This is a genomic window from Amycolatopsis sp., assembly GCF_036008905.1.
GTDB lineage: Bacteria > Actinomycetota > Actinomycetes > Mycobacteriales > Pseudonocardiaceae > Amycolatopsis.
In genome coordinates this window covers 1-22385 of sequence record NZ_DASYMU010000040.1, presented here as the reverse complement: position 1 = coordinate 22385, position 22385 = coordinate 1, and the positions used below count along the sequence as shown (strand labels likewise).

Genomic DNA, 22385 nt, shown 5'->3' with positions numbered 1-22385 from the left:
CCGGGCGGCTCGGCACTATGGCGCCCGTCCCCACACCCATGGCGGAAGAAATGGGGCCTGACGCCATTACCCGGGTGGTGCCCACGGGCCTAACGTCGGCAGCCATGCGCACTCCGTTCGCCTTGACGGGCCTGCTTCTGCTCACGCTCGTCGTGCTCCCGTCACCGGCCGCCGCCGCGGCCTCTTCCTGTGGTGGCAAGCTTTCCGTGCCCGGCGCGGCCTATCAGGAACAGGCCAGGCTGCCCGAGCTGACCACCGCCGGCACGGTCGCCTCCGGGCACACCGATCCGGCCGACTGGGCCGGGCTTACACCCGCCGCGTTGCCGACGCCGAGCGGGGTGCCGGGAATCCAGCTGGACGGTTACTTCCCCGACACCTCCGCCACGAACACCAACCACGGCTGGAACCACGACTCGCAGTTCGTCGTCCGCCTGCCGGACCGCTGGAACGGTGGCGTGGTCGTCAGCGGCACGCCAGGAAACCGCGAGCAGTACGCGAACGACCGAGCCATCTCCGACTGGGTGCTGTCACGCGGCTACGCCTTCGCCGCCACGGACAAGGGCAACACGGGACTGAACTTCTTCACCGACGGCAAGCGTCCAGGAGACGCCGTCGCCGAGTGGAACTCACGGCTCACTCAGCTGACCCGAGCGGTCAAAGTCGTTGTCGCGCAACGGTATTGCCGCCCGCCGAGCCGGACGATCGCGACCGGGCTGTCCAACGGCGGCTACCTCGTGCGCTGGCAACTGGAGAACCATCCCGAGCTCTACGACGGCGGCGTCGACTGGGAAGGCACGCTCTGGACCACCGCCGGGCCGAACCTGCTGACCGTGCTGCCGTCGGCGTTGCGCGCCTACCCGCAGGGCGACCAAGCGGCCATGCACGCGGCCGGTTTCCCGGCGGGCTCGGAATTCCTTTGGGACTACCACTACCGCTACTACTGGGACCTGACCCAGCGCGTCTACCGCGAAGAAGTCGACCCGGCCTACGACGGCGCGACGCAAGCCGGGTCCCCGTTCTGCCAATCCGGCACTCCCGCCTGCGACGCGGACTACGACTACGCGTCACGGCCCGCCGACGTCCGCAAAGCCGTGTCCCGGATCGCGCTCACCGGCCGGATCGGGAAACCACTGCTGACCGTCCACGGCACACTCGACGTCCTGCTGCCGATCACCGAAGACTCCGACGTCTACGCGCGCATGGTCCACGCGGCCGGGCGCGACAAGCTGTTCCGCTACTACCGCGTCGAAGGCGGCAACCACGTCGACTCGCTGTTCGACACCTTCCCGGACCAGCTCCGGCCGCTGACCCCTTGCCACCGCTCGGCTTTCGTGGCGCTCGAATCCTGGCTCGGCCACGGCGCCACCCCGCCCCCGTCCGCCACCCTCCCGCGCCCGCCCGGCGACCTGGTCACGACCTGCCCGCTCCGCTAGCTCCCACCCCCAAAAGAAGTGGCATGAACGGACCTTTCATCTCGAAAATCGAGATGAAAGGTCCGTTCATTTCAGTTTTTGGACCCGCTCACGCTGTGGAGCTGAAGCGCGAGCTGGATCTCCAACGCGCGCGACGGCGTCTGCCAGTCCTCCCCGAGCAGGGTCGCGACGCGCTCCAGCCGCTGCACCACGGTGTTGACGTGGACGTGCAGGATTTCCTTGGTCCGCGTCAGGTTCCCGCCGCACTCGAAGTACGCGCGCAGCGTCCCGACCAGTTCCGTGCCGCGTCGCGAGTCGTAGTCCAGCACCGGACCCAGCGTCTTGACGACGTATCCCGACACGTCCGCGCGATCCCCCAGCAGCACACCGACGAACCCGAGCTCCGCCAACGTGCAGCCCTGCCCCCGGCGCCCCAGCGCGAGCAACGCCCGCAGGCACCGCTCGGCTTCGACATGCGCCACGGCCAGCGCCACCGGACCCGAAACCGGCCCGGCGGCACCAACGGTGACCGCCCCTCCCAACGCGGCACTCAACGCCTTGCTCGTCTCCGCGACCAACGCGGCCGCCGCGGGCAGCACCAAAACCGCCTGCTCCCCCTGCAATCCGGCGAGCCCGCCGCGAGCACTCGCCTGCCGCGCGACAGCGGCGGTCAGCCGCGCACGCGGCGCGGTGTCTCCGTCGACGACCAAAACCATGTGCTCGGCAGCGAGGTCGACACCGAGCCGACGCCCCCGCGCCAGCAGTCCGGCAGAGTCCCGATCACCGGCGGTCAGCAGGTCGGCGATCAGCTCGCCGCGCACCTTGTTCTCCGCCTCCGCCACCGATCTGCCGAGCAGGAGCAGCAACGCCGTCACCACGCTCGCGCGCTCGAACAGCCGACGGTCCGCGCCCGCCAAGTCCGGGCGGCCCACCAACACGATGGCGCCCAGCGGTTCCCGGCCGGCGAGTACCGCGCACACCCAGCTGCCGTCGCGCGGCACCGCGCGGCCGCTGGCGCGCGAGGCCGCGACGGCTTTCGCGGGCGGTGTCAACGGTTCCGCGCCGATCCGGGCGAGTTCACCACCCTCGGCGTCGGTCACGACGATGCCGCCCCCGAGCACTTCGGCCACCGCCGCGGCCACCGCGGGCACGTCGGCGCCGCGCAGCACGAGGTCGGTGAGCCGGTCGTGTGCCTCTTCGGCCCGGTGCATGGCTTCGTTGTGCGCGCGGATGGTTTCGTTGGCGTTGTTGAGTTCGAGCAGCGCGACCCGCGTCTCGTCGAGGAGGTTCGCGGTGTCGATGGCGATGGCCGCGTGGTCGGCGAGCGAGGCGAGCAGCGCTACCTCGTCGGGCGAGAACTCGCGCGGCGCCCTGTCCGCGGCGTAGAGCACGCCGATCACGCGGTTCTCCAGCGTCAGCGGCACACCGATGATCGCGACCAGACCTTCTTCCCGCACGGCCGCGTCGATCGGGCCGGTGTGGTTGAAACGGTCGTCGGCGAAGTAGTCAGCCGTCGCGTACTGCCGTGAACCCTGCGCGACCACACCGCCGAGGCCCTCGCCCATGCCGAGCCGCAACTGCTGGAACAGCTGCGAAACCGACCCGTCCGTGACACGCATGTAAGTGCCACCGCGGGCGGGATCGTTGAGGCTCAAATAGGAAATGTCGACGCCGAGCAGCATCCGCGCGCGGTGGACGATCGAGCGCAGCACCGCGTCGGGATCACGGAGTCCGGCCAGGTCGCCGGCGGTGTCGAACAGCGCCGCGAGCTCGTTCTCGCGGCGCCGGTGGTCGGTGAGCGTGGTCCGGACGCGCAGCGCGAGCTCGGTCGCCTGCTCGATTTTTTCGAGCTCTCCGGGTGCGACTCCGGCCGCGCGGGCGGCCGAAGCCACCTGGAGGAGCTGCTCACCCGGGGCATCACGGGTGAGCAGCTCCAGCAGGCTCAGCGAAACAGACGCGGCGTCCATGCCGGTCATGGTGTCATCACCGAACCGCGGTGACCTCTGCACGCGGCCGCTTCGACGATCCGGTGGCACCGGCGTCGATCAGCGAGACCCCCTTCGTCTCCCTGGACGCCAGCACCGCGATCACGGTGATCACGCAGGTGCCGCCCACATACAGCGCAACCGGGATAGTACTGCCGAAGGCCTTGAACAACGCCGTCGCGATCAGCGGGGCGAGCCCACCGGCGATGATCGACGCCAGCTGGTAGCCGATCGACGCCCCGGAGTAGCGCACGTTCGTCCCGAACAGCTCGGAGAAGAACGCCGCCTGCGGGCCGTACATCGCGCCGTGGAGCACGAGCCCGATCGTGGTCGCGAGGATAATGAGACCGGTTGATTTCGTTGCCAGCAAAGGGAAGAACGCGAACACCCAGATCGCGACCCCGACCGCGCCGAACAGGTAGACCGGGCGACGGCCGAGCTTGTCCGACAACGCGCCCCACAGCGGGATGGTGACGAAGTGGAACGCCGAGCCCACGAGCACCGCGGTGAGCCCCACACCCTTCGGCACCCCCAGCGGCCCGGTCAGGTACACCAGGATGAACGCCGTGATCACGTAGTACGAGACGTTTTCCCCCATCCGGGCGCCCATCGCGACGAGCACCTCGCGCCAGTGGTCCCGCAGCACGGTCACGATCGGCGCACGTTCCTTCTCCACGACCCCGGTCTTCTGCGCGGCCTGCGCGGCGAGGAAGGCGGGCGACTCGGTCACCGCGAGCCGGATCCACAGCCCGATCACCACGAGCAGCCCGGAGAGCAGGAACGGGACACGCCAGCCCCACGAGAAGAACTGTTCGTCGGTCTGCACGGCCGAAAGGATCGCGAGCACCGCCGTCGCCAGCAGGTTCCCGCCCGGTGCGCCGCACTGCGGCCAAGACGCCCAGAACCCGCGGCGTTTCGGATCGCCGTGTTCGGAGACGATCAGCACCGCACCACCCCACTCACCGCCGAGCGCGAAGCCCTGCACCAGCCGCAAGAGCGTCAGCAGAATCGGCGCGCCGACCCCGATCGCGGCGTACGTCGGCAGCAGGCCCATCGCGAACGTCGAGCCGCCCATCAGCAACAGGCTGAGCACCAGGAGTTTCTTGCGGCCGAGCTTGTCGCCGAAGTGGCCGAACACGAGCCCGCCGAGCGGCCGCGCCACGAACCCGATGGCGTAGGTCGCGAACGAAAGCAGCGTCCCGGTGAGCGCGTCGGCGGTGGGGAAGAACAGTTTGTTGAACACCAGCGCGGCGGCCGAGGTGTAGAGGAAGAAGTCGTACCACTCGATCGTCGTGCCGATGAGGCTCGCGCTGACGATCCTGGCTATCGAACGGGGTGGAGGAGAGTCAGGCATGGGGGCCGCCGTTCTTGAATAGACACAGTGTTGGGGAGGGGGCGGGGATTTACTGAGCTGTCCAGCCGCCGTCGACCGGCAGCGAAACACCGGTGACGGATCTGGCGGCGTCACCGCAGAGCCACCGCACGAGCGCGGCGACCTCCTCGGCTTCCACCAGGCGCTTGATCGCCGGGCGTTGCAGGAAGACCTGGTCGACGACTTCTTCCGGGGTGATGCCATGTGCCTTCGCCTGGGCGGCGATCTGGTGTTCGACCAGCGGGGTCCGCACGTACCCCGGGCTGACGCAGTTGCTCGTCACGCCGTGTTCGGCGCCTTCCAGCGCGGCGACCTTGCTCATCCCCTCGAGCGCGTGCTTCGCCGTCACGTAGGCGACCTTGTACGCGCTCGCCCGCAGGCCGTGCACACTGGAAATGTTGACCACGCGGCCCCAGCCCTGCGCGTACATATGTGGCAGGCAGTGCCGCATCAACAGGAACGGCGCGGTGACCATCACCCGCTGAAGAAGCGCGAACCGCTCTGGCGGGAATTCGTGGATCGGCGCGATCTCCTGAAGCCCGGCGTTGTTGACCAAGATGTCGACCGCACCGGGCAGCGAACCCGGTGCGAGCGGATCGGCGAGGTCGACGACGTGCTCGGTGCCGCCGATCTCGCCTGCCACCCGGACGGCCGCTTCGGCGTCGCGATCGACGACGTGCACCTTGACACCGGCGTCGGCCAGCACCCGCGCGCAGGCCCGGCCGATCCCGCTGCCGGCGCCGGTCACCAGCGCCGTCTTCCCGGCCAGCTCGCTTGTCATGGCCCACACGCTAGAAGCCGCCCGGCCAGCGGCCCATGTGCGCGAACCACACAGTTGTGGCGCAGATCATGTCGGCGCGCGCCACCGGGTCGCCTACCAACCGGAGCCCTCGATGACTACCACCGAGGGGTCTCGAACAATGCGAGCCAGGTCACTTTATGACAGAGAATTGAGGGTGAACGACGAATATGTTTCGCTTTTGGGCGGGAAATCCCGCCTTTTGGGCAGGGTTCGCTGCCTTGAACAACGTTTGCCTATTTATTCCCAACATCGGGCAAACCAAAGAAGGCGCAAGTTCCCACCCCAGAACTTCACCCGATATGACTACTTCACCCGATTGAGGCATCCCAAGGGACGATTATTAACCACCGCGTCGGCAATGCGCGCTAATTTTGAAACATGGCGACGCAGACTTCCCCGGACACCTCCCAAAAACCACGTCCCCGGCGGCCAAGCGTGCCCAGTGCGCCCCGGCCGAAACGGGCCGGCGACATCGTCGGCACTTCGGCGTGGTGGACGGAGAACGACGACCGCGACCTCATCGTCCAGGTGACCCATCTCGTCGGCGTCAAACTGGCGGAACGGTCCGTGCTCGAAAGCGGCAACGAGGTCCGCATCGAGCTCGCCCTGTCCACGGACAAGAGCGCGAAGCAAGCCGGTGACGGCGCGAACGCGGTGCTGTCGACGTTGAACATCGCGCTGCGCCAGCGGATGGCCGGGCGGAAGCTCGCGATGCTGGCCGACAACGAGCCCAAGCAGATCGTGCGGGTCTCGAAGTCGGAGAAGACGACATTCGTGCCGATCCAGACCGAGGGCGCGGACCTGGCGGCCACGTCGCGCGCCGACGGCCCGGTGCGCGCGGGCATCCCCGAGGACGGCCGCGTGCCGCGGTACTACCAGGCGAAGGGCCTCCTGGTCGAACTCGCCCGCGAACTCGGCGAAGGCGCGGCGATCCCGTCCGAGCGCGAGCTGTCGGAGCGGTTCGGCATGGCCAGGATGACGCTGCGCCAGGCGATCGGCGAGCTCGTGCTCGAAGGGAAGCTGCGCCGCCGCCACGGCAGCGGAACCTACGTGGCCCCGCCAAAGGCACTGCTCGCGCTGACCGATCCCAGCCTCGCCACCGACCGGAAACTCGTGACGCTGGAGGAACTACCGGCAGACGACGCCGTCGCCGCCGAACTCGACATCGAGCCGGGCGACCCCGTGGTGCACGTCGAGCAGATCCTGTTCAGCGGCGAGACAGCGATGTCGCTGGAGTCGACTTACCTTTCCGCCAAAAGGTTCCCGGCGCTGCTCAGCAGCTACGCCCAGGAGAATTCCCTGCACGCGCACCTGCACGACGAATTCGACGTCACCTGCGCCCAGGCGGAGGAGCGCGTCGAGACGGTATTGGCGACGCCACGGGAAGCGGGCCTGCTCGGCACGATCCTCGCGCAGCCGATGCTGCTGCTCCACCGCGTTTCCTACGACGACACCGGCAAACCGGTCGAACGCGTCCGCGCCCTCATCCGCGGCGACCGCTACACCCTCGCCATCGCCCGCCACCTCGTGAGTGGCTACGAGGGTTAGAACACTCGTAGCCACTCACGAGCCACCCCCTCAGCCGCCGGACCCTGACCAGTTGGGGACACTTTCCGTGGGCGATTTGCCGGAATCGCCATGGCCGGGATTCTCTATCGCCCACCTCGGAATGCCCCTAGAGTTGCCGCTTAAAGCAGCATCCGAGGAGGCCAGCGTTGACCAGCCCTCTGTCCGTGGCGGACAAGACCAAGGACCAGACCATCCCCAAGTTGCTGCAGCGCAACGCCACCGAATACGGCGACCTACCGGCGGTCACCTCGCTCGATGTCGAAGGCAATCCGACGCTGAGCTGGTCGCAGTTCCGTGACGAGATCGCCGTGGTGTCGCGCGGACTCGCCGATCTGGGCCTGGCCGCCGGGCAGCGCATGCTGATCATGGCGCCCAACAGCCCCGAGCACCTGATCGTCGACCTCGCCGCGACGCATCTCGCGGTGCTCTCCTGCACGGCGTATTCGACGCTGAGCCCGGATCAGATCCGTTACGTGGCACGGCACAGCGCCGCGGAGGTGGTGGTCCTCGCCGGCGCCGCCGAGCTCGAACGCTGGGCGCCGGTGCTCGACGACCTGCCCGCGCTGCGCCGCGTGGTGATGATCGACGCCGAGGTGATCCCGTCCGGGGACAGGTTCCTCAGCCTCGCCGACGTCAAGGCCAAGGGCGCGGAGCTCCACGCCGCCGACCCGGACGCCTTCGACCGCACGTGGTCGACCATTCAGCCCAACGATCCGCTGGCGATGATCTACACCTCGGGCACCACCGGTGACCCCAAGGGTGTGGTCCTCTCCCACCAGAACGCGATCCACCAGGCCGTCGCCGTCGACTCGATGCACGGCGTCCCGATGCACACGACCGGCGTCAGCTATCTCCCGCTCGCGCATATCGCCGAGCGCCAGCTTTCGCTGTATCTCAGCATTGTCTGGGCTGGGCACGTGCACACGATCGCCGACGCCAGCGGAGTCGTCGCCGCGCTGGGCAAGGTGCATCCGACGGGCTTCTTCGGCGTCCCGCGCGTGTGGGAAAAGCTGACCGCCGGGCTGAAGAACATGCTCGTCGCGGCCCCGCCCGAGCGTCGCGACGCGCTGCTCGCGGCGAACAACCTGCTGCAGGAGGGCTACAAACTCCGCAGCGCCGGGCAGGAGGTGCCCGCCGAACTCGCCGAAAAGATCGCGCAGACCGACGCGGCCGCGCTCGCCCCGATCCGCGCGATGCTCGGCCTGGACAAGCTGACGCTGGCGTCCAGCGGCGCGGCCGCGCTGCCGGTCGAGGTCCTGTACTTCATCGCCGGGCTCGGTGTGGAGATCCAGGAGGTCTGGGGCCTGTCCGAGACCACCGGCGCGGTGACGTCCAACAGCCACACGTCGTTCAAAGCCGGCTCGGTCGGCAAGGCGCTCGACGGCGTCGAGGTGAAGGTGGCCGAAGACGGCGAGTTGCTCGTCCGCGGGCCGATCGTGTTCCTCGGTTACCTGCAGCCGGACGGTTCGATCAAGCCGGACGTCGACGCCGACGGCTGGCTCGCGACCGGGGACATCGGCACGATCGACGAAGAAGGCTTCGTCACGATCACCGACCGCAAGAAGGAGCTGATCATCACCTCGAGCGGCAAGAACATCGCGCCGACGAAGATCGAGGGAATGCTCAAAGAACACGCACTGATCGGACAAGCGGTCGCGATCGGCGACGACCGGCCGTACGTGACGGCGTTGATCGTCATCGACGACGAGATCGCGCCCGGCTGGGCCACGGCGAACGGTATCGAGGTGGCCGAAGGCTCCTCGCTCGCCGATCATCCGCGCGTCCGCGAGGAGCTCGACGCCGCGGTGGCGTCGGCGAACAGCCGTTTGGCGCGGATCGAGCAGATCAAGCGGTACGAGGTGTTCTCGAAGCCCTGGACGCCGGAAACCGGCGAGCTCACGCCGACGTTGAAACTCAAGCGCCGCGTGATCAACGAGCGCTACGCCCCGACCATCACCGAGCTCTACGCCGCCACTAAAGACGCCGCCCCCACCACCTAGCCCACGCCGCTTCCGAATATGTCGACAACTTATCCGGATAAGTTGTCGACATATTCGGAAGTTCAGGCCGAGCGGAGCGGGGTCGAGGTGGCCTCCGTCCACTTGCGAAGCCGGGGCGGGACACGCTTTTCGAGGCCGTAGTTCTCCAGGTGCGCGCTGAACACCTCGTCGAAGGCGCGCTGCACGGTGTCGGTGTCCCACACGGCCCGTTCCAGGATCGGCTCCTTGAGGAACGGCTGCCCCATGACATGCAGCTGCGGCCCGTTGCAGCGGATCATCTGCCCGGTGATCCCGGCCGAACCGGCGCCGAGCAGGAACAGCACCACCGGCGCGATCCTCGACGGCGTGCGGTCGGGCGGGCAGGCACGCAGCGAGCGTTCCGACTTCCACACCATCCGCGTGTGCGCGAGCGGGCAGACGGCGTTGACGCGGATGCCGACCTCTTCCAGGTCCAGCGCCCACGAGTAGGTCAGCGAAGCCACCGCGCCCTTGCTCGCCGCGTAGACCCCGAGCTTGCGCTGCCCGAGCGACGCGCCCGACGAGATGTTCACGATCGAGCCGCCGCCGGGCTGCTTCATCATCGCCTTCGTCGCGGCCACGCCGGTGTACATCACCCCGAGGACGTTGACCTCGACCAGCTCCCGCATCTGGTCGACGTCGTCCTCCCACGGCAACGCTTCGTAGTTCAGTCCCGCGTTGTTGACCAGTCCGTCGATCGCGCCGAATTCCGCGACACACAGGTCGACGATCGCCTGGGCCTGCGCGGGGTCGGCGACGGTGTGCCCGCTCGCCACCGCGCGGCCGCCGTGGGCCCGGATGTTCGCCGCGGTGTGCTCGGCCAGTTCGACGTCGACGTCGTTGACCACGACCGCCCCGCCGGCCTGGGCGACGTGCACCGCGAAGGCCTCACCGAGGCCACGACCGGCCCCGGTGACCACCACTGCTTTTCCTGCCAGCAGCCCGTCCATGTTCCCGACTCCCCACTGCGATCCCCGCCACTACCTGTCTCCAGTGTTGGCCGATCCGACAATTTCAAACCTAAGATCGCGACGAACGGTGGCCGCGTTGCGCCAAGGGGTGACGGCTGATCGGCCCGGTGGTACCGCCGGACAGGTCAGTCCCCGACCTTCGTCGTCGGTCACTCGGCGTAACCGGGATACGGGCATTGAGCCGTAGCCCTTCGCGTCCGCTGTTCACCTGCGCGTAATCGGCGGCATACTGAATGTTGCGTCCGATGACCTTGGGACAACGCCCTTACCAGGGCAGGGTCCGCATCGGCTTGAATGCGGACCCGACACATTCACCTGATCGGGGGGAGGTGATGAGACGGTGAAGGCCAACGCGGCGCCTCGGATGAGCGAAGCGCTGTCGAACCGTGAGTACCGTGCGCTCTGGTTCGCCGAAGCCCAGTCGAGCGCGGGCGACCAGCTCGCGAAGGTCGCACTGGCCATCCTCGTCTACAGCCGGACCAATTCCGCCCTGTGGGCGGCCGGCGTCTACGCGCTGACCTTCCTCCCCGCGCTGGCCGGCGGCCTCGGACTCTCCCATCTGGCCGACCGCTACCCGCGCCGGACGGTGCTGGTCACCAGCGCGGCGCTGCAAGCGGTGCTCGTCGGGTTGATGGCCATCCCCGGGACGCCGCTGGCCGTCCTCTGCGCGCTGCTCATCGGCGTCCAGCTGGCCGGCGCGCCCGCCAACGCGGCCCAGAACGCGGTGACCCGCGAGATCTTCACCGACGACGGGCTCTACCTGCGGAGCCAGGACCTGCGCGGTATCACCAACAACACGGTGATGCTGCTCGGACTGGGTGGCGGCGGGCTGCTCGTCTCGCTGGTCGGGACGTCGTGGGCGCTGGCCGTCGACGCGGTGACGTTCGCGATCTCGGCCGTGGTGCTGCGCCGCCGGCTACACCACCGCCCCGCGGCGGGTGGCAGGCATACCAGCTGGTTCGGGGCGACACGCTGGGTCTTCGGCCAGCCGCGGTTGCGGGTGCTGCTCGGGCTCTCCTGGCTGGTCGGACTGGCGGTGGTGCCGGAAGGACTCGCCGCGCCACTGGCTCAGCAGCTGGGTGAGCCGCCGCAGGCGGTCGGCTGGCTGCTGGCCGCCGATCCGCTGGGATTCGTGGTGGGAGCGTTCGTGCTCTCCCGATTCGTCTCCGCGTCGAACCGGGCACGGGTGCTCGGTGTGCTGGCCACCGGTTCGGTGGCCACGCTCATCGGGTTCATCGTGGAACCCAACTTGGCTGTCGCACTCGGTTTACTCGCGCTGGCCGGTGCCGCCGGTGCGTACATCATCACCGTCACGGCCACCTTTTCCAGCTGGGTGCCCAACGCCATGCGAGGCGGCGCGAGCGGGCTCTATCGCACGGGAGTACGCGTCGCACAGGGCTTGGGTGTCGCCGCCGGCGGTTTGGTGGCCGAACTGCTCGGCTCGGCCGCCGACACGACGGCGATCGCCGGGGTGGTCGGCGTCCTGCTCGCGATACCGATCGCCGTGTCGTGGACACGACTTCGCCGGGCAGAAGTAGTTGAATGATCAAACGTCACGGTCACGCATGGCGGACTCGCCTCCTCATTGTTTTCGGCGCGCATTCTGCGGTCATGGGTTCGGCTCAGACATCGCGGTCTTGCATGATGCATCCTTCCCGTGAATTCCGAAGAGTGAGAGCGTGGGAAAGAAACGGGTTTAGACGTCACGATCCAACATGGCGGCACACCTCCTGCCCGGTTCGAACCGCTACTGGAATATCGAGGTGCTGGGGACGGTGCGGTAACGCGAGTGGTTGTTTCCGGAGCGTGAGCGGGGGAACTCACGTCCTAAGATGATAGCTGCAGACCTGCGAAGTCACGAACCGCAAGTCACAATAACCACGAAGAGAGGAGGTGAACCGTGACATACACATCCCGGGAGCACCCCCAGGTCACACCGCAGGAAAACCCCGACGGACCACCTCCTCGTGACCCTGCGGAGTCGTTCGCACGAGCGAACACGGAAATCGTTCCCACCACAGAGGACAGTACCGAGAGCGAGCCGGGCGAACCCGAGGCCCGGCGGACGCGCCGTCATTTCACGGTGAATCCCCTCCGCTGGGCGCTATGGCGCCAGCCCAAGCGGCTCATCGTGTTCGTGGTAATTGTGGAAATGTGCGCACTCCTAGGAATGGGCCACGAAATCGCACGGGCCGGTGTTCCTTCCGGACTCGCATGGCTGCACTTCGCGATACTCGTCGTCGGCGCGACAATTCACGTCCAGTTGACCCATAGGCAAGAAGAACGCCGAAGAAATCGCATAATTTCGGTTCATATCGACCTGACCGCGGTCTGGATCTTTCCGGCCGCGGTGGTACTGCCCGTGCCTTTGACGTTACTATTGGTAGCGATCATCAGAACGCAGCGCTGGTTCACCGCGCGCCGGCCACCGCACAAATTCTTCTTTTCTTCGGTCAGCATCGCGTTCGCCGCCACACTCGCACACCAGACCCTGATCGCACTCGGGCCGAACCAATGGTCGCTCACCACCGGGCTCGGCGGGCTACGGACCTTCGGCGTGCTGGCGCTCGCGGGCCTGGTGTACATCGGTTCGCAGGCCGCGTTCACCGGTGGGTTCCTCGCGCTGGGCGGCACGACGGCGCCGACGCTGCGCAACGTGCTGGGCAGCAAAGCGGACAACCTGCTCGAGATGGTCACCGTCGGGCTCGGCGCGGTCACCGCGATCCTGCTGGTGAACGTCCCGCCCGCGGTCGCGATCATGGCGCTGGTGACGGTCATCTTCAACCGCCTCGCCGAACTCGACCAGCTGCACGCGGACGTCCGGACGGATTCGAAGACCGGCGTGTTCAACATGCGCGGCTGGTCCGAGGCCGCGGAGCGCGCGCTGTCGAGGACGAGCCGGGCTGACGAGGGCCTGGCACTGCTCATGATCGACCTCGACCACTTCAAGTGGATCAACGACACCTACGGCCATCCCGCCGGCGACGACGTGCTGCGCAACATCGCGCAGACCCTCGACGAGACGACCAGGCCGAGCGACGTCGTCGGCCGGTTCGGCGGCGAGGAGTTCCTGGTGCTGCTCCCCGACATCGACCGGAGCGCCACCGAACTCGCCGCCGAGCGGGTCCGCCGTGCCATCGCGAACCTGCGCATCACGACCACCGACAAACGAGGTGGCCAGGCGATCATCGCCGGGCGCACCACGTCGATCGGCGTCGCGCTCTACCCCCGCCACGGCGACACGCTCAAGTCCTTGCTGCAAGCCGCGGACGCCGCCGTCTACGAAGCCAAGGAAGGCGGCCGGAACCGGGTCCGGTTCGCGCCCCAGACCTGAAGCCGGAGCACCCCCGATCACGATCGGGGGATATCCCGATGTTCACCGGCGGGCCGGGCTGGGACCCTTGGACCATGACCGCCCCAGCCGACGGAGCCACAGCCGCCGAAACGCCGAAACGCGTACGGCGGCCACTATCGACTTCGGGCTGGCTACTGGTGCTCACCCTGGTCGTCTTCGGGTTCGGTTTCGTCGCCTCCCGGTCGCCCGAACCCGCGGATCTCGGTCCGCCGCAGGGCGGGGTCGCGGCCGCGCAACAAGCCGTCGACTCGCTCGTCCACCCCGGCCCGGCCCCGGCCGCGCTCACCGAACTCCCCGCGGACTTCACCGCGGTGACCGGGATCCGGCCGACCTCACTGCCCGCGCAGGACGGCACGGTCCGCGCGGTGCACACCGACGGCGGCTGCTCGACGCCGTGGGGTGACGACAACACCAAGTGGGACTATTCCGTTCCCTGCAAGGCACACGACCTCGGTTACGACCTCCTCCGCTACTCGGCGGAGAAGGGTCATCCACTGGCGCCGCAATACCGCGAAGCGCTGGACAACCGGCTTTCGACCGATATGCACGCCATGTGCACGCTGAACCCGCAGAACTCCGCGCGCACCTGCCAGGTCATGGCTTCGCTGTACTCGGCGGGCCTGGTCGTCAACTCGTGGCACCAGCGCTGGAGCGTGCCGACCGGTGACCCGCTCGGGCCGATGCTCGCCGGGGTCGCGGTGATCGGCTTCCTGCTGATGTTCCGGCTGCGCGGCTGGCTGCACACCCGCCGGACGGTCCCCCGCGTGCTGCGGAAGGCCGCCCGCGTCGAACGGACCGCCCGGCCGCCGCGGCTCGTCGACCGGTGGGCCGTGCTCGGGGTCGCGGCCGTCGTGCTGCTGATGCTCGGCGAGTCCGCGGTCGCGCTGGCGCAGTGGGCGGGCGTCGGGCAGGGCTGGCTGTGGCCGGTGACCTGGGCCGCGCAGCTGACCCCGCTGTTCTTCTTCGCCGGGGGCCGCGCGAGCGCCGCCGGGTGGCGCGCGGTCGCCGAGGCGGGCGGCACCTATCGCGAGTACGTCGCGCACCGGGCGAGCTGGCTGCTGCGACCGGCGTTGATCTTCGCCGTGGTCGCGCTGGTCGTCCCGATCGCGCTGGAACTGCTGACCATCCCGCCGAACACCACCGCCGCGGTCATGCGGATCGCGCTGCACCCGTTGTGGCTGCTCGGCGTCTACCTGCTGACGGTGATCGCCACCCCCGCGATGCTCACGCTGCACCGCAAAGCCCCGGTCACCACCGTGCTCGCCCTGCTCGGCCTGGTCGTGCTCGGCGAACTCGCCACCGGCTGGCTGGGCTCCCCGCTCCCTGGCTACGCGGCGACGTTCGGCCTCGCGCTCCTCGCCCAGCAGCTCGCCTTCGTCCACGCCGACTCCGGCGCGCCCGGACGCCGGACACTGGTGGCGGGCGCGGCCGTCGGCCTCGGCGGCCTCACTCTCGCGAGCGTGCTCGACGGCGGCCCGCTGACGCTGCTCGGCAGCCCCGGCGCACCTCCCGCGCTCGCGGCGCCGACGCTGGCCGTCTTGTTGCTCGGCTTGGCGCAACTCAGCCTCGTCGGCCTGTTCGCCGGGCCGCTCGGACGGATCGCGCGGCACCCGGACGTGACGCGGGCGGCCCGGTTCGCCTTGCGCGCGCCGATGAGCCTCTACCTCGGTTTCCTGGCGGCGATGCTGTTGCTCGTCGCCGTGGTCTACCTCCCGGCCAGGCTCGTGGACGGCGTCGGCTGGCTGCTCCAGCCGAAGACGCTGATCGCGCTCGCCATGCTGATCGGCCCCGCGGCGCTGGTGTTCTGGTGGTTCGAACAACACGGCGGCGGCCCCAGCCCCGCTCCCCGCGTGGATTCCCCCAGCAGGCTCGACGCCGTGCTCGGCCGCACGGCCGCGGCGCTGGGCGTGGGCTACGCCGCGCTCGGTGTGTTCGGGTTCGCGCTGACGCGGTTCGGCACGGCCAACGCCGACGCGACCATCCTCGGCCTGCCGCTCGACCCCATCCAGAGCCTGATCCACCTGCTGCTCGGCGTCTTCCTGCTGCACACCGTCCGGATCGGCACCAGCGCGACGGCGAGCACCTGGCTGGCGTGCGGACTGGCGTGCGTGCCGCCGCTGCTGGCCGCGGCCGACAACGATCACCCCAGCGTGGTGGGGATCTTCGTCCACGGGATCACGGCCGCCTTCGCCCTCGCGGCGACACTCGCGGCCCTGTGGCAGGTCAAGGCAACGCGCGCACTAACGTGGTGATCACTACCGAAGTGGGTGAGGTATGCCACATCTTCGGGGGATGTGTAACCCGACGACAACCCACTACCGGCACCATGCGTCCACCACAACGAACGCCTAAAGCAGGTTTACCCGCCGTCATCCGGCAATCAGCCGAGCGAGGAAGGAGTCGCCCGAGTGGAGTACCAGCCCGGGGAGCGACGCCCCTCCCGGCCGTGGCAGGAAGAGTCCTCAGGCACTCCGTCCCGCGGCCGTAACGCCCGGCCTACAGTCCGCCCCGTGGGCGAGCCGCCGCGCAGGCCCGCCGCGCCGCGCAAGGACCCCGGGAGCACCGGCACCCGCCGTCCCCCCGCCGGCCGCACCGGTGACAAGCCACCGCCGCGGCCGCAGTCACGCAGCCGCCAGGAACCGCTGCCCCCGCCGCCCAAACGCCGTCGCGCGGGCGCGAAGATCGCGCTGACGATCGTCTCGCTGCTGGTGATGAGCCTGACCGGCTACGCGTGGGCCGCGATGCAGGGCCTGGTGAGCGGCCTGAACCACACCGACGTGATCGACTCGGGGGCCGGGGGCGAGAAACCCGCCGACGGCGCCGTCGACATCCTGCTCGTCGGAATGGACAGCCGCACCGACGCCGACGGCAACCCGCTCTCGCCCGAGGTCCTCGCGCAGCTCCGCGCCGGTGTCTCGGACGGCGAGCAGAACACCGACACGCTGATCTTCGTGCACATCCCGAACGACGGCAGCAAGGCCGTGGCCGTCTCCCTGCCCCGTGACTCCTACGTCGACGTGCCCGGCTTCGGCAAACACAAGATCAACTCGGCGTACGCGATGGGCCTCGCCAAGGAACGCGCCGCGCTGCAGAAGCAGGGCGTCACGGACACGAAGGAAGTCGCGCAGAAGACAGCGCAGGCCGGCGCCAAGGTGCTGATCGCCACCGTCGCCAAGCTCACCGGGTCGACCATCGACCACTACGCCGCGATCAACCTCCTCGGCTTCAACGACATCACCAACGCCATCGGCGGCGTGGACGTCTGCCTGAACAACAACGTCAACGACTCGTTCTCCGGCGCGAAGTTCACCAAGGGCAACCACACGATCTCCGGGGTCGAGGCACTCGAGTTCGTCCGGCAGCGGCACGGCCTCCCGCGCGGCGACCTGGACAGGGTGGTGCGCCAGCAGGTGTTCATGGCCGGCATGGCGAAGAAGATGCTCTCGGCAGGCACCCTCGTCGATCCGACCAAGCTCAGCGACCTGACCGCGGCGATCAAGAAGTCCGTGGTGATCGACCAGGGCTGGGACGTCTTCGCCTTCGCCCAGCAGATGAAGGGTCTCTCCGGCGGGCAGCTCGAATTCCGGACCATCCCCGTCGGCAACGTCGACTACCGCACGCCCGAGGGCGAATCCGCGATCCAGGTCGACCCGAAGGCCGTCAGCGACTTCATCAAGGGCGTCGCCGGACCGCCGGCGTCGGACCCGGCCAAGCCGTCGGCCGACAACAAGGCCATCACCGTCGACGTGCGCAACGCGTCGGGCAAGACCGGTCTCGCCGCTTCCGTGGCGCAGGACCTCACCGGCAAGGGATTCACCGCCGGCGACACCGCCAACGCGACCTCGCGCAAGACCTCGGTCATCCGCGTGCCGACCGGCCAGCAGGCGGCGGGCCAGACCGTGGCCGACGCTCTCGGCAGCAAGGCGACCGTCGAAGTGGACAAGACCGTCACCGCGGGTCACGTCCTGGTGATGCTCGGTTCCGATTATTCGGGCCAGGCGGCCACGAGCTCGGCGAACACGCCTTCGGCCCCCGCCGCGCCCGCCGAACCGGAGAAGCCGCCGATCACCGCCAACGGCGTGACCTGCGTCAACTGAGTTAACACGGTTCACTTGCGACCGGATGGCTCAGCATCGTTACTCCGTTCGGTCCCTCTACCGAATTGATACTAAACAAGTCCCCGAAACCGCGTAATGCGCGTGCAGATGCCGACTTACATACACATGAAGACTCGTATCGGACCGGGGGAGCCGGCTTCGAAGTTGCGAGATGTCGCGTGGTCAGGCAGGGGACGAGGAGTGTTGATCGACGCTGAGACGTACCAGCGGATACTCGGGGACGAGCTCCGCAAGCTCCGGCGCCAGCGCGGCTGGACGCGCAAGGAGCTGAACCAGCATCTGCAGAGTGAGATCTCGCTGCAGACGCTGGCGACCTACGAACTGGGGACCAGGCAGTGCTCTGTCGTGCGCCTGGTCGAACTGTGTGTAGCGATGGACGAGCTGCCGCAGGACCTGCTCGCCAAGGTGCATCGCAGGGTCGTCGTCGACGAGCCAGGCCGGGTCCGGGTAGACCTGACCAAGGTCATCGCCGATGCCCAGCCCGAACTGCTGCCGCTACGCCGATGGGCGGAAGATCGGCTGAACCACGCGGCCCCGGTGGCCTCGACGGAGATCCAGCTCGACCTGTCCGCCCTCGAACGGATGGCGGAGCTGTGCGGGATCCCGACCGTCGACCTGGTCGGCCGACTCCGCAAGCTCGCCTCCTGACCACCCTCTCGAACGAACCGCCGCTCAGCGGCCCGACAACTCGAAGTCCCCGGTCTTGACCTTGCGCGTGTCCAGCCAGTAGCGCCAGGTGAAGCCGGGCCAAATAGTGCGGTTGACCCCCTTCGCGTCGAGGTACCAGCTCTTGCAGCCGCCCCGGGTCCAGATGCCCTTGGCGAGCTTGCGCTGGATGTCGACGTTGAAGCGCTCCTGCACGTCTTCGCGCGCGTCGAGCGACTTCGCTCCGGCGCTCTCCACCATGCGCACGGCGTCGGCGACGTACGAAATCTGCGCTTCGATCATGAACACCACCGAGTTGTGGCCGAGGCCGGTGTTCGGGCCGAGCAGGAAGAACAGGTTCGGGAAGCCCGAGACGGTGATGCCGAGATGGGTCCGCATCCCCTCGCTCGCCCATTCCTTGCCGAGGTTGCGGCCGTTCCGCCCGACGATGTCGAGATCGTCGAAGGCGTCGGTGACGTGGAACCCGGTGCCGTAGATGATCGCGTCGACCTCGTGCTCCACCCCGGCACTGTCCACGATGGAATGTTCGCGGACCTCCTCGACGCCGTCGGTGACGACGTCGACGTTCTCGCGGGTCAATGCCGGGTAGTAGTCGTTAGAGATGAGCACCCGCTTGCAGCCCATCGTGTAATCCGGGGTGACCTTGCGGCGCAGCTCCGGGTCTTCGATGTACTTGCCGATGTGGCGCCGGGCGACCCGCTCCCCCAGCTTCATCACCGCGGGATGGCCGTTGAAGCCGATCGCGCGCACTTCGAGCGTCCAGTACAGGAAGTCGCGGTACGCACGCTGCAGCGCCGGAACCGACCGGAACGCGCGACGCGCCCAGGACGGCATCTCACTGTCGCCCTTCGGCATGATCCACGGCGGCGTCCGCTGGAAGAGGCTCAGCCCGGCCACCTTCGGCGCGATCCGCGGGACGAACTGGACGGCGCTCGCGCCGGTGCCGACGACGGCGACCTTCTTGCCTTCGAGGTCGTAGTCGTGGTTCCACTGGGCCGAGTGGAAGCTTTCGCCCCGGAACTTCTCGATCCCGGGCAGCTCGGGGATCTGTGGGAGGTGCAGCGCGCCGATCCCGGCCACCAGGAACCGGGAAACGAACTCCCCCGACTTCGAGGCGATGTGCCAGCGGCCCTCGTCCTCGTCCCAGCGGGCGCCGGACATCTCCTGGCCGAACCGGATGAAGCGGCGCAGATCGTACTTGTCGGCGACCTGGCGCATATAGGCCCAGATCTCCGGCTGCGAAGAGTACGACCGCGACCAGCCGGCGTTCTGCTCGAAGGAGAACGAGTACATATGGGACGGAATGTCACAGGCGCAGCCCGGATAGGTGTTGTCGCGCCAGGTGCCGCCGACGTCGTCGGCCTTCTCGAGGATCACGAAGTCCTCGCGGCCTTCCTTGCGCAGCTGGATCGCCATGCCCAGCCCGGAAAAGCCGGTTCCGACGATCACCACACCAGTCTCGGTCCGCTCGCTCATCTACCAGCCCTCCGTCGACATGTCCACTACCTACTCACGAGTTACCTTACTTGAAGTAGGTTACTACCGGTAGGCTAGACCGAGTGACCGCCACCAAGCGCAAGCGCATGCCCCGAGCCGAGCGCGAGCGGCAAATGATCGACATCGCCGAGACGGTCTTCGCCGAACGCGGCTACTCCTCGGCGTCGATGGACGACATCGCCGAGCTCGTCGGGGTGTCGAAGCCGATGTTGTACGAATATTTCAACTCGAAAGAAGGCCTGCTGCTGGCGTGCATCCGCCAGTCGCGCGCGGCGCTGCGCCTGGCGACCGAACAGGCAGTGGCCGGAGCGCCCGACGCGGAGACCGCCCTGCATCGCGGCCTGCTCGCGTTCTTCGTGTTCATCAGCGAACACCGTCAGGGCTGGTCAGTGCTGCGGCAGGAGATGTCGTTCATCGGCACCCCGGCCGCCGACGAGGTCGAAGAGATCCGACGTCAGCAGACCGATCTGATCGCCGCGCTGATGAGCACCTACTTCGACGGCCGGTCCGAACTGCAGATCGAGGCCTCCGCGGAGTTCGTCGTCGGCGCCTGTGACCGGCTGGCGATCTGGTGCGAACGCCACGACGAAGTCACCCCCGACGAAGCGACTCGCTACGCCATGGACGTGCTCTGGCGAGGACTGGCGCCACACGATAGCTGAACGACCGTGAATCTGCTCGTGCATTAGGCCATCCGGTCGTCACTCAGTGCACATTGCGCCCCGTTACTTGTGACACAGAGTCGTCTTGCTGTATCGATGACACTGTAGAAAGTTGAACGGACCGTTGAATCATGTCTAACCGATTGGGTTAATCGGATTCTGGCGTCATGAGACGATCGTGTTTACGTCCAACTTGGAGGAGCATGCTGTGGAAGTGGGAGGGGTGAAGACAGATGGTGGAACCGATTACGGCCTTTTACGTGCAGACAGACGATGACTGGACGATCACGGTCAGCAGTCTCGGCGAGGAGGGGGAAGAACTCACCGCCAGCGCGCCCGGCATCATCGCGGCCAGGGATCGGACCGATCAGCTGGTCGAGGAGCTGACGCCGGAGGGGAAGGCGACGGTGGTGCACCTGCTCAACGGCAGTGCACTGGAGTTCACCGCCGCGTACATGACGGCCAGGCTGACACTTCCGGAGACGACTCCGCTGGAGATCCCGCCTTCGCGGGTTCCGGCGAAGGGCGAGCAGAAGGTCGCCGCCGAACCCGCCGCGGAGAAGGCCGCCGCCGACAAGCCAGCCGAGAAGCCGGTTGTCGAAAAGCCGGCCGCGAAGCCGCCGTTGCCGCAGGGCAAGCAGCTGCCGAAGGCCATCGAGGCCCGCAAACCGGCCGGCCGCAAGAAGACCGAACCGGCGGCCAAGGTGCCGGCGGCGAAGGCTTCCACTCCGCCGGCGACCGCGAGGTAGTCCTTAGCGCAGAAGCTTGCGCAGCAACAGCACGCCGATCAGCGCGCCGATGCCGATGAGCGTGTACTTCACCTTGGGCTGGTCGAGCTTCGCCTGCACACCAGACCTCGCGGACTCCGCGAGACGCTGGGGATTGGCTTTCGTGCCGAGCTGGTCCAGCGTCGAGGCCAGAGCGTTCCTGGCCTTCTCGATCTCACGCTCGATCGTGTCGGGGTCGCGGGCCACGTGTCCTCCTCGCCGGCATGCCTGTCAGGCGCCCCACGTTAGATCACCGGAGCCCCGCCTGCCCCATCGGCCACGCCGAGAACCCCGAAGGATCCCGCGCGCTAGGCTTTGCACGTGGGGCCCGTAGCCCAATTGGCAGAGGCACACGGTTTAGGTCCGTGCCAGTGAGAGTTCGAGTCTCTCCGGGCCCACAATTCGGCGGTGCGCGAACTCCTGCCGTCGTGGCTCTGACCGACTCCAGATCGCCGCGGAACACGGTGATCGCCCGCGCACCCAGCGACCCCGGCTGAGCGCACGGCGCGTGCCGTCTACAGGCCGAGGATTGCGGACAGGGTGGTGGTGGCGAGGTCTTCCGGGGGCGCGCCCATGCCGAAGCGCTCGTGCGGTTGCCGCAAGCTGAGCGACGCGAGGCCGTGCAAGGTGGCCCAGATGGACCTGGCCAGCAACTCCGCCGACGGTTTCGTGGACAGTATCCGCTCGCGCTGAGCGTCGGAGACGGCCCGCAGGAGTACGTCGAAGGATTCTTGACCGACTGGCTGCGCGTCCGGCCGGCTGCGGAACATGGTCACGAACAGGTCGGGATGGTCGTGTGCGAAGCGCACGTACGCACCACCCAGCCGCAACAGCCGCTCAGCCGCGTCGGCGGTGCTCGCGGCGGCCTGCCCCAGGCTCTGGTGCAGCGTCTCGTAGCCCTGCGCGGCCACCGCGGTCAGCAGTTCGTCCCTGTTCTCGAAGTGGCGGTAAGGCGCGGACGTGCTCAAGCGCTGAATCCGACGAAGGCGAGGTCGGCTCAAATACCTGCCTGGTCAAGTCGCTCGATGAGGCTTGAGTCACCCGACCGTCAGGTGCTCCACGAACCAGTCGCGCGAGGCCGACGACGCCGCGACGAACCCCGCACCCGTGTAGGCCGCGAAGTGCCCACCGGGCAGGAGCACGATCTTCTTCGGCTCGGCCGCCGTCTCGAAGGCCGAGGCGGCCAGGTTG

17 protein-coding genes and 1 tRNA gene are annotated in these 22385 nt (G+C 68.0%); 11 read left to right on the top strand and 7 right to left on the bottom strand.

Annotated elements, in window-relative coordinates; all coding sequences use genetic code 11:
* The first annotated feature begins 104 nt into the window (after window positions 1-104).
* Window positions 105-1433 (top strand): alpha/beta hydrolase family protein, encoded by a 1329-nt coding sequence (locus VGP60_RS07495; RefSeq protein ID WP_327547146.1) that lies wholly within the window; start codon window positions 105-107, stop codon window positions 1431-1433.
* 71 nt (window positions 1434-1504) lie between these two features.
* On the opposite strand, the gene VGP60_RS07490 is transcribed toward VGP60_RS07495, so the two are convergent.
* Genes VGP60_RS07490 through VGP60_RS07480 form a run of 3 tightly spaced genes read right to left on the bottom strand, consistent with a single transcriptional unit; the run spans window position 1505 to window position 5550 of the window.
* Complete coding sequence (locus VGP60_RS07490; protein ID WP_327547145.1) at window positions 1505-3388, bottom strand: helix-turn-helix domain-containing protein; 1884 nt, start codon at window positions 3386-3388, stop codon at window positions 1505-1507.
* Window positions 3389-3395: 7 nt separating this feature from the next.
* On the bottom strand, window positions 3396-4751 hold the full coding sequence (locus VGP60_RS07485; protein ID WP_327547144.1) for an MFS transporter: 1356 nt from the start codon (window positions 4749-4751) through the stop codon (window positions 3396-3398).
* Between the two features lie 49 nt (window positions 4752-4800).
* Window positions 4801-5550 (bottom strand): 3-hydroxybutyrate dehydrogenase, encoded by a 750-nt coding sequence (locus tag VGP60_RS07480; protein WP_327547143.1) that lies wholly within the window; start codon window positions 5548-5550, stop codon window positions 4801-4803.
* Window positions 5551-5949: 399 nt separating this feature from the next.
* Between VGP60_RS07480 and VGP60_RS07475 the strand changes: the two genes are divergently transcribed.
* Together VGP60_RS07475 and VGP60_RS07470 are read left to right on the top strand one after the other, a co-directional pair.
* Window positions 5950-7119 carry a GntR family transcriptional regulator gene (locus VGP60_RS07475; protein ID WP_327547142.1) on the top strand — a complete coding sequence of 390 codons (1170 nt, stop codon included), beginning with the start codon at window positions 5950-5952 and terminating at the stop codon, window positions 7117-7119.
* 167 nt (window positions 7120-7286) lie between these two features.
* Window positions 7287-9140 carry an AMP-dependent synthetase/ligase gene (locus tag VGP60_RS07470; RefSeq protein ID WP_327547141.1) on the top strand — a complete coding sequence of 618 codons (1854 nt, stop codon included), beginning with the start codon at window positions 7287-7289 and terminating at the stop codon, window positions 9138-9140.
* 62 nt (window positions 9141-9202) lie between these two features.
* On the opposite strand, the gene VGP60_RS07465 is transcribed toward VGP60_RS07470, so the two are convergent.
* On the bottom strand, window positions 9203-10108 hold the full coding sequence (locus tag VGP60_RS07465) for an SDR family oxidoreductase (protein WP_327547140.1): 906 nt from the start codon (window positions 10106-10108) through the stop codon (window positions 9203-9205).
* A gap of 385 nt (window positions 10109-10493) precedes the next feature.
* Between VGP60_RS07465 and VGP60_RS07460 the strand changes: the two genes are divergently transcribed.
* The 5 genes from VGP60_RS07460 (at window position 10494) to VGP60_RS07440 (ending at window position 18250) form a co-directional block, all read left to right on the top strand.
* Window positions 10494-11675 (top strand): MFS transporter, encoded by a 1182-nt coding sequence (locus tag VGP60_RS07460; RefSeq protein ID WP_327547229.1) that lies wholly within the window; start codon window positions 10494-10496, stop codon window positions 11673-11675.
* Window positions 11676-12281: 606 nt separating this feature from the next.
* Complete coding sequence (locus tag VGP60_RS07455) at window positions 12282-13463, top strand: GGDEF domain-containing protein (RefSeq protein ID WP_414640306.1); 1182 nt, start codon at window positions 12282-12284, stop codon at window positions 13461-13463.
* A gap of 74 nt (window positions 13464-13537) precedes the next feature.
* The gene (locus VGP60_RS07450) at window positions 13538-15736 is read left to right on the top strand and encodes a phospholipase A2 (protein WP_327547138.1); all 2199 of its coding nucleotides are present in this window, start codon (window positions 13538-13540) and stop codon (window positions 15734-15736) included.
* A gap of 459 nt (window positions 15737-16195) precedes the next feature.
* Window positions 16196-17581, top strand: a complete 1386-nt coding sequence (locus VGP60_RS07445) for an LCP family protein (protein ID WP_414640305.1) — start codon at window positions 16196-16198, stop codon at window positions 17579-17581.
* A 201-nt stretch (window positions 17582-17782) separates the two neighbouring features.
* The gene (locus VGP60_RS07440) at window positions 17783-18250 is read left to right on the top strand and encodes a helix-turn-helix transcriptional regulator (protein WP_327547136.1); all 468 of its coding nucleotides are present in this window, start codon (window positions 17783-17785) and stop codon (window positions 18248-18250) included.
* A gap of 24 nt (window positions 18251-18274) precedes the next feature.
* Here the strand turns inward: VGP60_RS07440 and VGP60_RS07435 are convergent, their stop codons facing one another.
* Window positions 18275-19744: an NAD(P)/FAD-dependent oxidoreductase gene (locus tag VGP60_RS07435; protein WP_327547135.1), complete on the bottom strand. Its 1470-nt coding sequence runs from the start codon at window positions 19742-19744 to the stop codon at window positions 18275-18277.
* An 83-nt stretch (window positions 19745-19827) separates the two neighbouring features.
* On the opposite strand from VGP60_RS07435, the gene VGP60_RS07430 reads away from it, so the two are divergent.
* Together VGP60_RS07430 and VGP60_RS07425 are read left to right on the top strand one after the other, a co-directional pair.
* Complete coding sequence (locus VGP60_RS07430) at window positions 19828-20427, top strand: TetR/AcrR family transcriptional regulator (protein WP_327547134.1); 600 nt, start codon at window positions 19828-19830, stop codon at window positions 20425-20427.
* A 233-nt stretch (window positions 20428-20660) separates the two neighbouring features.
* Window positions 20661-21176 (top strand): hypothetical protein, encoded by a 516-nt coding sequence (locus VGP60_RS07425; RefSeq protein ID WP_327547133.1) that lies wholly within the window; start codon window positions 20661-20663, stop codon window positions 21174-21176.
* Window positions 21177-21179: 3 nt separating this feature from the next.
* Here VGP60_RS07425 and VGP60_RS07420 read toward each other — a convergent pair whose 3' ends face one another.
* A complete protein-coding gene (locus VGP60_RS07420; RefSeq protein WP_327547132.1) occupies window positions 21180-21401 on the bottom strand; it encodes a DUF3618 domain-containing protein in 222 nt (73 codons plus the stop codon).
* A gap of 117 nt (window positions 21402-21518) precedes the next feature.
* On the opposite strand from VGP60_RS07420, the gene VGP60_RS07415 reads away from it, so the two are divergent.
* Window positions 21519-21592: transfer RNA gene (locus tag VGP60_RS07415), tRNA-Leu, on the top strand.
* 117 nt (window positions 21593-21709) lie between these two features.
* Here VGP60_RS07415 and VGP60_RS07410 read toward each other — a convergent pair.
* Window positions 21710-22162, bottom strand: a complete 453-nt coding sequence (locus tag VGP60_RS07410; RefSeq protein WP_327547131.1) for a TetR-like C-terminal domain-containing protein — start codon at window positions 22160-22162, stop codon at window positions 21710-21712.
* Between the last annotated feature and the right edge of the window lie 223 nt (window positions 22163-22385).

Coding starts and splice junctions, on each gene's coding strand:
- VGP60_RS07495 (WP_327547146.1), top strand. CDS start 105: ATGCGCACTCCGTTCGCCTTGACGGGCCTGCTTCTGCTCACGCTCGTC.
- VGP60_RS07490 (WP_327547145.1), bottom strand. CDS start 3,388: ATGACCGGCATGGACGCCGCGTCTGTTTCGCTGAGCCTGCTGGAGCTG.
- VGP60_RS07485 (WP_327547144.1), bottom strand. CDS start 4,751: ATGCCTGACTCTCCTCCACCCCGTTCGATAGCCAGGATCGTCAGCGCG.
- VGP60_RS07480 (WP_327547143.1), bottom strand. CDS start 5,550: ATGACAAGCGAGCTGGCCGGGAAGACGGCGCTGGTGACCGGCGCCGGC.
- VGP60_RS07475 (WP_327547142.1), top strand. CDS start 5,950: ATGGCGACGCAGACTTCCCCGGACACCTCCCAAAAACCACGTCCCCGG.
- VGP60_RS07465 (WP_327547140.1), bottom strand. CDS start 10,108: ATGGACGGGCTGCTGGCAGGAAAAGCAGTGGTGGTCACCGGGGCCGGT.
- VGP60_RS07460 (WP_327547229.1), top strand. CDS start 10,494: ATGAGCGAAGCGCTGTCGAACCGTGAGTACCGTGCGCTCTGGTTCGCC.
- VGP60_RS07455 (WP_414640306.1), top strand. CDS start 12,282: ATGTGCGCACTCCTAGGAATGGGCCACGAAATCGCACGGGCCGGTGTT.
- VGP60_RS07450 (WP_327547138.1), top strand. CDS start 13,538: ATGACCGCCCCAGCCGACGGAGCCACAGCCGCCGAAACGCCGAAACGC.
- VGP60_RS07445 (WP_414640305.1), top strand. CDS start 16,196: ATGAGCCTGACCGGCTACGCGTGGGCCGCGATGCAGGGCCTGGTGAGC.
- VGP60_RS07435 (WP_327547135.1), bottom strand. CDS start 19,744: ATGAGCGAGCGGACCGAGACTGGTGTGGTGATCGTCGGAACCGGCTTT.
- VGP60_RS07425 (WP_327547133.1), top strand. CDS start 20,661: ATGGTGGAACCGATTACGGCCTTTTACGTGCAGACAGACGATGACTGG.